Source organism: Mycobacterium sp. 94-17 (assembly GCF_035617725.1).
Lineage (GTDB): Bacteria > Actinomycetota > Actinomycetes > Mycobacteriales > Mycobacteriaceae > Mycobacterium.
On the sequence record NZ_JAPIYN010000005.1, the window covers coordinates 205,325 to 214,041 of the forward strand.

8 protein-coding genes are annotated in these 8,717 nt (G+C 65.5%); 7 read left to right on the plus strand and 1 reads right to left on the minus strand.

Annotated features, from left to right (window positions below):
- Positions 1-27: 27 nt before the first annotated feature.
- The 6 genes from OQ789_RS08695 (at position 28) to OQ789_RS08720 (ending at position 6,069) form a co-directional block, all read left to right on the plus strand.
- On the plus strand, positions 28-459 hold the full coding sequence (locus OQ789_RS08695) for an MmpS family transport accessory protein (RefSeq protein ID WP_324684972.1): 432 nt from the start codon (positions 28-30) through the stop codon (positions 457-459).
- Positions 456-3,374, plus strand: a complete 2,919-nt coding sequence (locus tag OQ789_RS08700) for an RND family transporter (RefSeq protein WP_324684974.1) — start codon at positions 456-458, stop codon at positions 3,372-3,374. The genes OQ789_RS08695 and OQ789_RS08700 overlap by 4 nt, the downstream gene beginning before the upstream one ends.
- Before the next feature lie 24 nt (positions 3,375-3,398).
- Entirely contained in the window at positions 3,399-3,896 is a 498-nt protein-coding gene (locus OQ789_RS08705) for a metallophosphoesterase (RefSeq protein WP_324684976.1), read from the plus strand.
- Positions 3,897-3,963: 67 nt separating this feature from the next.
- On the plus strand, positions 3,964-4,416 hold the full coding sequence (locus tag OQ789_RS08710; protein ID WP_324684977.1) for a MarR family winged helix-turn-helix transcriptional regulator: 453 nt from the start codon (positions 3,964-3,966) through the stop codon (positions 4,414-4,416).
- Positions 4,413-5,261, plus strand: coding sequence for an ATP-binding cassette domain-containing protein (locus tag OQ789_RS08715; protein WP_324684978.1), 849 nt, complete (start codon positions 4,413-4,415; stop codon positions 5,259-5,261). The genes OQ789_RS08710 and OQ789_RS08715 overlap by 4 nt, the downstream gene beginning before the upstream one ends.
- Complete coding sequence (locus OQ789_RS08720; protein WP_324684979.1) at positions 5,251-6,069, plus strand: ABC transporter permease; 819 nt, start codon at positions 5,251-5,253, stop codon at positions 6,067-6,069. Before OQ789_RS08715 ends, OQ789_RS08720 begins: the two co-directional genes overlap by 11 nt.
- Here OQ789_RS08720 and OQ789_RS08725 read toward each other — a convergent pair.
- Positions 6,046-7,008 (minus strand): hypothetical protein, encoded by a 963-nt coding sequence (locus OQ789_RS08725; RefSeq protein WP_324684980.1) that lies wholly within the window; start codon positions 7,006-7,008, stop codon positions 6,046-6,048. The two genes, OQ789_RS08720 and OQ789_RS08725, sit on opposite strands and share 24 nt — an antisense overlap.
- 126 nt (positions 7,009-7,134) lie before the next feature.
- Between OQ789_RS08725 and OQ789_RS08730 the strand changes: the two genes are divergently transcribed.
- The coding region (locus tag OQ789_RS08730) for a hypothetical protein (protein ID WP_324684982.1) at positions 7,135-8,717 on the plus strand (1,583 nt) is incomplete at its 3' end.

Consider the following 8,717-nt stretch of genomic DNA (forward strand, 5'->3'; position numbering starts at 1 on the left):
AGCTGGCGACGCAAGGAGTCCGGTCTGATGTTCACGTTTCTCAAGAAGGCATGGTTACCGCTCGTCGTCGTGGTGGCCGTTGCCCTCGGGGGCGAAGCCGTCATGAGACTGCGGGGCGTGTTCGGCTCCGACGAAATCTTCTCCGCCACCGAAGCCGGCGCCGCACCGCTCGAAGCTTCGCACGTCAAGCGGGTCACATATGAGGTCTACGGGCCCGGCGAGGCGGCCGGCAGCGTGAGCTACCTGGACAAGGATGCCCAGCCGGAGCAGGCGAGCTTCACCGGTCTGCCCTGGACAGTCACCGTCGCAACGACAGCGCCGGCTGCCATCGCCAGCCTGGTCGCACAAGGCAATAGTGACAACATCGGCTGCCGCATCACCGTCAACGGTGAAGTCAAGGACGAGCGGTCATCGGCCGGGCGCCACGCCCAAACCTCCTGTCTGGTGAAGGCCGCATGAGCGCCGACAATGACACCCGACCGAGGTTCATGCGGTTCGTCCGCAGGTTCGCCGTGCCCATCCTGCTGGCATGGCTGCTCTTGACCGTCGCCCTGAATGTGTTGGTTCCCCCGATCGAGTCGGTCGCACGAAACCACGCGGTGACGATGTCGCCAAAGGACGCACCGGCGATGATCGCCGCCAAGCGCATCGGTGCAACCTTCCACGAGTCGGACTCCGACAGCATCGCGATGATCGTCCTGGGGAGCAGCAGCCCCCTCGGCGCCGAGGCGCGCCGCTACTACGACGGCTTGGTAAAGACTCTGCAGGCCGACCCGAAGCACGTGCAGCACGTCCAAGACGTCTGGGGAGACCCTCTCACCGCCGTCGGTGTCCAGAGCCGGGACGGCAAAGCCGCTTACGTCCAGCTCAATCTGGCCGGCGACCAGGGCAGCACCCAGGGCAACGCGTCCGTCGATGCGGTGCGAAAGATCGTCGACAGCTCAAAGCCACCCACAGGTCTCCAGGTCTACGTCACCGGTCCGGCCCCGCTGACCACGGACATGAACGAAGCCGCCGATAAAAGCATGTTCAAGATGATGGGCGTGACCGGTGTGGTCATCATGATCATGCTCTTCATCGCCTACCGTTCCCTCAGCACCGTACTGCTGGTGCTCGTCATGGTCGGATTCGAGATGGGCACGGCCCGAGGGCTCGTCGCGCTGCTCGGGAACAACGGCTGGTTAGGGTTCAGCACGTTCGTCGTCGCCATGCTGTCGTCGCTGGCGATCGCGGCGGGCACCGATTACGCGATCTTCCTCATCGGTCGCTACCAAGAGGCCCGCCAGGCCGGCCAGGATCGAGAAGCCGCCTACTACACGATGTTTCGCGGAACATCGCACATCATCTTGGGCTCGGGATTGACGATCGCCGGGGCCACATTCTGCCTGCACTTGGCGCGCCTCTCGTACTTCAAGGCGCTCGGCATCCCGTCGGCGCTGGGCCTGCTCGTCGTCGTTGCGGGAGCGCTGACCGCGGCGCCCGCGGTGGTCGCGGTGGCCAGCCGGTTCGGCTTACTCGACCCGCGGCGGATGATCAAGACCCGCGGGTGGCGCCGTATCGGCACCGCCACCGCGCGCTGGCCCGGTCCGGTGTTCGCGGCCTCTCTGATCATCGCGATCGTCGGCATCCTGATCATGCCGAGCATGAAGGTCAGCTACGACGACCGCTTCTACATACCCCGCAACCTGCCGTCGAACGTTGGATACGCCGCTGCCGAGCGGCATTTCAGCGCCGCCACCATGAATCCCGACATCCTCATGATCGAAGCCGATCACGACATGCGCAACAGCGGCGACATGATCATTCTGGATCGGATCGCCAAGAACATCTTCAATTCACCCGGAATCGCGATGGTGCAGAGCATCACCCGGCCGTTGGGGGGCCCGATCGAGCACACGTCCATTCCGTTCCAGATCAGCGCACAATCGATTCCGATCCGGCAGAACATTCAATTCATGAAGGACCGATCGGACGACATGCTCAAGATGAGCAACGACCTTGGCGCCATGATCGTCTCGATGCAGCGGATGCAGGGCGTGCTCGGGCAGATGAGCGGCGCGACCCACCACATGGTCGGCGATATGCACGAAATGCAAGCCGCACTCGACGAGATGCGCGACCACCTGGCGGACTTCGACGATTTCGCGCGGCCATTCCGCAGTTACTTGTATTGGGAGCCACATTGTTTCAACATCCCGGTGTGCTGGGCTTCAAGATCGGTGTTCGAGGCGATCGACGGTGTGGACAAGTTCAGTGAGAACATGAGCACGCTGGTCAAGGACGTGAACAACGTGGACGCGATTCTGCCCCAGCTGCTCGCCGAATTCCCGCCGATCATCGCCGTCGCCACAGCGATGCAGGGGACGCTGCTCACCATGCACAGCAGCTTCTCCGGTCTGATCACCCAAATGTCCCAGATGACCGACACGGCACGCGCGATGGGTCAGGCCTTCGACGCCGCGCGCAGTGGCGACTACTTCTACCTGCCGCCGGAAGCGTTCCAGAACACCGACTTTCAGCGCGGCCTGCAGCTCTTCCTGTCGCCGGACGGTCAGGCCGCGCGCTTCATCATCACCCATGACGCGGACCCGGCGACGCCGGCGGGCATCTCCACGGTCATGCCCGAACTCGCCGCCGCGCACCAAGCGGTGAAGGGGACGAACTTGACCGGCGCCAAGTTCTACCTCACCGGCACCGCGGCGATCTATCGCGACATCCAAGCGGGCTCTCATTACGACCTAGTGATCGTGGGACTCGCGGCGCTGACGCTGATCTTCGTCGTCATGCTGATCATCACCCGGGCGCTGGTCGCATCCCTGGTGATCGTCGGCACGGTGCTGTTGTCGCTGGGCGCGGCCTTTGGACTCTCGGTTTTGGTCTGGCAACACCTCTTCGGCCTCGAATTGAACTGGATCGCACCGGTGTTCGGGTTGATTATCCTGCTGGCCGTCGGATCCGACTACAACCTGCTGCTGGTGTCCCGGTTCCAGGAGGAGATCGGCGCGGGGCTGAAGACCGGCATCATCCGCTCGATGGGCGAGACCGGTGGGGTCGTCACCTCGGCCGGCCTGGTGTTCGCCTTCACGATGATGTCGATGGTCGCGAGCGACCTGCGCTCGATCGGCCAGGCCGGCAGCACGATCGGGCTTGGCCTGCTGTTCGACACGCTGATTGTGCGGTCGTTGATGACGCCGTCGATCGCGGCGCTGCTCGGACGCTGGTTCTGGTGGCCGCTGCGGGTGCGGCCGCGTCCGGCCAGTTTCATGCTCCGACCCTTCGGCCCGCGTGGCCTCGTTCGTTCGCTGCTGCTCGGCGAGGCCGCGGATGAGCCGACCGCCAAGCACGACAGGACCCTGGCATCGTCGGTGCGGTGAGGACCGCGGGCGCAAGATGGGTCTGTGAGGCTGCTGCTGATCGCCGATACCCACATTCCGAAGCGGGCCCGCGACCTGCCCGCGCCGGTCTGGGACGAGGTGGCCGAGGCCGACGTCGTCGTCCACGCGGGTGACTGGATAGCGCCGGAGTTCCTCGACGCGCTCGAAGCGCGGGCGCCCCGGCTGGTGGGCTGCTGGGGCAACAACGACGGCCCCTCCGTGCGGGCGCGGTTGCCCGAGCGCGCGGACGTGACGCTGGCGGGGGTGCGGATCACCGTCGTCCACGAAACCGGCGCCGCCACCGGACGTGACGCGCGGATGTCGCGGCTCTACCCCGAAAGCCACGTGCTGGTCTTCGGCCACAGCCATATCCCGTGGGACACCGTCACCGACAGCGGTTTGCGCCTGCTCAATCCCGGCTCGCCGACGGACCGCCGGCGCCAACCCTTCTGCACCTACATGACCGCGCGCGTCGACGAGCGCGGGCTGACCGGCGTCGCGCTGCATCGCCTCCCGCGGTAACGGGTACATATCTCAGACACAGCTTGCACACATAGATAGCTTGGCTACAGAGGTATTATTGGCGCATATGACTACGCGCACGGATGTGGCAGGCGAGCTGTTCGGTGTGGTCGGCAGGTTCCGCCGACAACTCCGCAGGTCGGCGGGCCGGGGCTTCGACACGTCGCGACTTTCTGAGTCGCAGTCCGAGCTGTTGTGGCTGGTCGGGCGCCGGCCGGGGATTTCGGTGAGCGCCGCGGCCGCCGAGCTCGGGCTGGTGCCCAACACCGCCTCGACCCTGGTCACCAAGCTGGTGTCCGCCGGGCTGCTGTTGCGCACGGCCGGCGACACCGACCGCCGGGTGTGCCAGCTGCGGCTCGCCGAGCCGGCCCAGCAGGTCGTCGACGCATCCCGCGCCACCCGGCGAGCGTTGTTGTCCGAGGTCGTCGAGGAACTCGACGACGACCAGATCGAGTCTTTGACAAAGGGATTGGAGGTCCTCGACACGATGACCCGAAAACTGCGAGAGCGGCGATCATGAGCGGATCGCTGCCGATGGCGGTCGATGCCCGAAACCTGAGCTATCACTACGGCCAGTTCACCGCCGTCGATGATGTGACACTGCAGGTGCGGCCCGGCGAAACCTTGGGCCTGCTGGGGCCCAACGGCGCCGGTAAGACGACCATGATCCGGATGCTGACCACGCTGATGCCGGTGCAGCACGGGGAACTGCGCATCTTCGGAATGGACGCGCGCCGTCAAACCACCGACATCAGGAGCAACATCGGCTATGTCCCGCAACAACTTTCGATCGAGTCCGCACTGACCGGCCGACAGAATGTGCAATGGTTCGCGCGCCTGTACGGCGTGCCGCGCGGCGACCGGGCCGACCGCGTCGACCAGGCGCTGCTCGCCATGGATCTCATCGACGTCGCCGACCGGTCGGCCTCGTCGTACTCCGGTGGCATGGTGCGCCGCCTCGAGGTGGCGCAGGCGCTGGTCAACCGCCCGTCGCTGCTGATGCTCGACGAACCAACCGTCGGCCTGGATCCCATCGCGCGGGACGGTGTCTGGGCGCAAGTGCGAAAGATGCAGGCGCAGTTCGGCATGACGGTGCTGCTGACCACCCACTACATGGAGGAGGCCGACGCGCTGTGCGACCGGGTCGCGCTGATGCACCGCGGCAGGCTGCGGGCCGTGGGAACCCCCGACAAGTTGAAGGCCACCGTGTCACCGTCGGCCACCCTCGAGGATGTGTTCCGTCATTATGCGGCATCGGATCTGGACGCGGCATCGGGTCGCCAGCCCCAAGTCGATTCGCCGGAAGACGGCGGGTCCATCCGCGAAATCCGTTCCAGCAGAGGGGTGGCGCGCCGTGTCGGTTGATACCGCCTCCCCAGGAACGCTGACCCGCGCGCCGCGTGGGTGGCAGCGAGTCGGCGCGCTGGCCGGTCGCATCGGGGCATTCGCGATCGTCGAACTGCAGAAGCTGCAACACGACCGGACCGAACTCGTCACCCGGATGGTGCAGCCGGCGCTGTGGCTGCTGATCTTCGGCACCACCTTCAGCAAGTTGCACGTCATCAACACCGGGCCGGTTTCGTACCTGGCCTTCCTGGCGCCGGGCATCATTGCCCAGTCGGCGCTGTTCATCTCGATCTTCTATGGCATACAGATCATTTGGGATCGAGACGCCGGCATACTGGCCAAGCTCATGGTGACCCCGGCACCCGCGTCGGCGCTGATCACCGGCAAGGCGTTCGCGGCCGGTGTGCGGTCGGTCGCCCAGGTGGTGGGCGTGCTGGCGCTGGCGTATTTGATGAATGTCGGCCTGACGGTGAACCCGCTGCGGATTCTGGCGGCGATGGCGGTCGTCATGCTCGGTGCCGCGTTCTTCGCCTGCCTGTCGATGACGCTGGCCGGGCTGGTGCGCAGTCGCGATCGCCTGATGGGCATCGGCCAGGCCATCACGATGCCGTTGTTCTTCGCCTCCAACGCGCTGTACCCGGTCGACGTCATGCCGACGTGGCTGCACGTGCTGAGCAGGGTCAACCCGCTCAGCTACGAGGTCGACGCCTTACGGGGCATGCTCATCGGCACGCCTTTCCACCCGATGGACCTCGTCGTCCTGGCGGTGGCCGCGGTGGCCGGAATCGCCGCGGCGTCAACGCTATTGCGCCGGCTCGTCGCTTAGGCCGCGATCGAGCCGATACTGCGCGAGATTCTGTTGCGCAGAAAAAGCGCGCGTCAACATCTCATACGTGGGCAAGGCCACCTCGGTCAGATGATCCCGTAGCGCCGTGGGCAGAAGCGATGCCTGCAGTGGGACGCTATCGGTCTCCTCGATACCACCGCTGGTGGCCGCGTGCCCGGTCCACGCTTGGGCCGGATCCAACCGCCGATCCGGATGGCTGTCGAGCCGGTTTGCATTGAGAAATGGCTGCTGCCAGCCGTCGATCATGCCAGCACGGAATTCGATGCCCAGACCGCCGCACAGGTACCGTAAGAACCGTTCGGGGACCCGGCTGAACAATGACCCGTCGGCCACAAAGCTCTGGCGCGCAACGCAATCGGTGTAGTGCGCAGCGATGGCGCGCCAACCCGTCGCCGAGAAGTCCGTCGACCACCGACTGTTCCGCAGCATTTCGGTCACCGTCTCCACGACCCCCGGCCACGCCGGCGACCTCAAGGGTTGGGATAGCGGCAGGTCGCTTTGTTTCAGCCGATCGGACCCGGGGCCGAACAACATATCGTTGGCCAGCCGCGTCACCAGAGACGAAAGCTGCATCCGCGGATCGCGGATGCACCACACCACCGCGCTGCAGGCATCGATCCAGGCTCCAAACACCGACGCCGAGAGATAATGCGCCATGTTCTTCGAGAACACCACCACCGGTTCGTGCGCCGACGACAAAACCGGTTCGACCGCCTCGACGACATGTCCCGCGGCGATGTTCAAGTCGCCATCGCGCATGTTGTTGAAGGGCTCGTTGATGAATAGGCTGGTCGCGCCGGATTCGTTCAGACATCTGCCCAACACTGTCGACTGGGATCGTGGGACCGCCTGCAGCTCAACGATTTTGATGGCGCCGTCGGTAACGTGGGCGGCCATCCGGGCGAAGGGACTTGTCACCACCCACCCCTTCCGAGTTCGTAAGGCGCAAGGTCTGCATACCACAGCCGGCGTTGGATGGCTCCCGACACATATGTTTTCCGTTCGACATGGGGCAGATTAAGAGGGGCGAAAGGTTGCCGAGCGATGTCGACAGAGATGGTGCAGCTGTTCTATGCGGGAGCCGGCGGTGTGATCACCCGCTGGCGGAACCCGAATGGGACATGGTCTGCCGAACAGGCACTTGGCGGCACACCCGTCGGTCCGGTCATCGCGGTCTCGGTACCGGGAGCCGCCGTCTTGGACTTGATCTATGTCGAGACGGACCGCGGGGCGTGTTCGCGTCGCCGCAACCCGGACGGGTGTTGGTCGGCAGCGCAGCGCCTAGGGGGAACGGTTTGCAGTGAGATAACGGGGAGTGCCGTGCCCGGCAGCGACGTCTTGCACACCTTCTACGCCGGCCCCAGCCGCCACGTGATCATGCGCCGGCGCGATTCGGACGGATCGTGGTCAGCGGAGGAAAGCCTCGGTGGCCAGGTGAGTGGCGGCAGGATCGCCGCCCTCGCGATTCCGGGCACAGATCTTCTGCAACTGTTCTATCGGGGCCGCCGAGGTGTCTCCTCGCTGTGGCGCCGCCACGATGGGTCTTGGTCGCAAGAGCAGAGCCTCGGCGGGGACGTGCACCCGGCAAGCAACATCGCGGTCGGCGTGGTTCCGGGCACCGAGGTCCAGCTGTTCTACCGGGCGACCGACAACACCGTGCGCTCCATGCGGCGCAACGCCAACGGGTCATGGTCGGCGGAACAGAACCTCGGCGGGGCCGCCATCGGCGACATCGCGACCAACAGGGTTTCGCGTTCCGACGTCCTCCGGCTGTTTTATCCGGGCATCGACCACGCTGTGCGGTCGCGCTCGCACAACGCCGACGGCTCATGGTCGCCGGAGGAGCGCATCGGTGGACAAGTGGCCACCGAAGACCACATCGCCAGCGTGGTCGTTCCGGACACCGCTGTCGTGCAGCTTTTCTACGACGGTCAAGACGGTGTGTCCTCGCTCTGGCGCGACCCCGACGGCTCATGGTCGGCGGAGCAGCGGCTCGGCGGTTACGCATCCACCGGCATCACGGCGGTGCTCGTCCCCTTCGCGCTCGGTCGCGGCCTGTTCGTTTCAGTCTTCGAAGATCAGCGGCATTTCACCTACCGCGACGCCGGCGCCCAATTACAGGACGCCTGGTTGGGATGCGGCGGGTGGAACATGCAGCAGCTCTCAGCCGGCGCAGCCGCGGTCAGCGGCGAGTACGTCATCCCCACCCCGGGGCCGATGCCCGCCCCGGGGAGCCCGTGTGTTTCCGTCTACGACGGCCGGCAGCATTTCACCTACCGCGACGCCCACGGCAACGTCCAGGACGCCTGGCACGATGCCGGCGGCTGGCACCTCCAGCACATCAACCACGCCGACCACACCCCACCAGCCGCGGGCGGACTATTCGTCTGCGCACACCACAACGAACACCACTTCGCCTACCTCGACGCCCACGGCGCAATCCAAGACATCTGGTTCGACGGCACCAACTGGCACCTCCAACACATCAACACCGACGCCGCCGGCCCGCCCGCCGTCGGCGACCTGTTCGTCTCGGTCTACGACGGCCTTCAGCATTTCACCTACCGCGACGCCCACGGCAACGTCCAGGACGCCTGGCACGATGCCGGCGGCTGGCACCTCCAGCA

Bases quoted from the DNA above. Each gene is read 5' to 3' on its own strand.
- OQ789_RS08695 (WP_324684972.1), top strand. From the start codon at position 28: ATGTTCACGTTTCTCAAGAAGGCATGGTTACCGCTCGTCGTCGTGGTG.
- OQ789_RS08700 (WP_324684974.1), top strand. From the start codon at position 456: ATGAGCGCCGACAATGACACCCGACCGAGGTTCATGCGGTTCGTCCGC.
- OQ789_RS08710 (WP_324684977.1), top strand. From the start codon at position 3,964: ATGACTACGCGCACGGATGTGGCAGGCGAGCTGTTCGGTGTGGTCGGC.
- OQ789_RS08715 (WP_324684978.1), top strand. From the start codon at position 4,413: ATGAGCGGATCGCTGCCGATGGCGGTCGATGCCCGAAACCTGAGCTAT.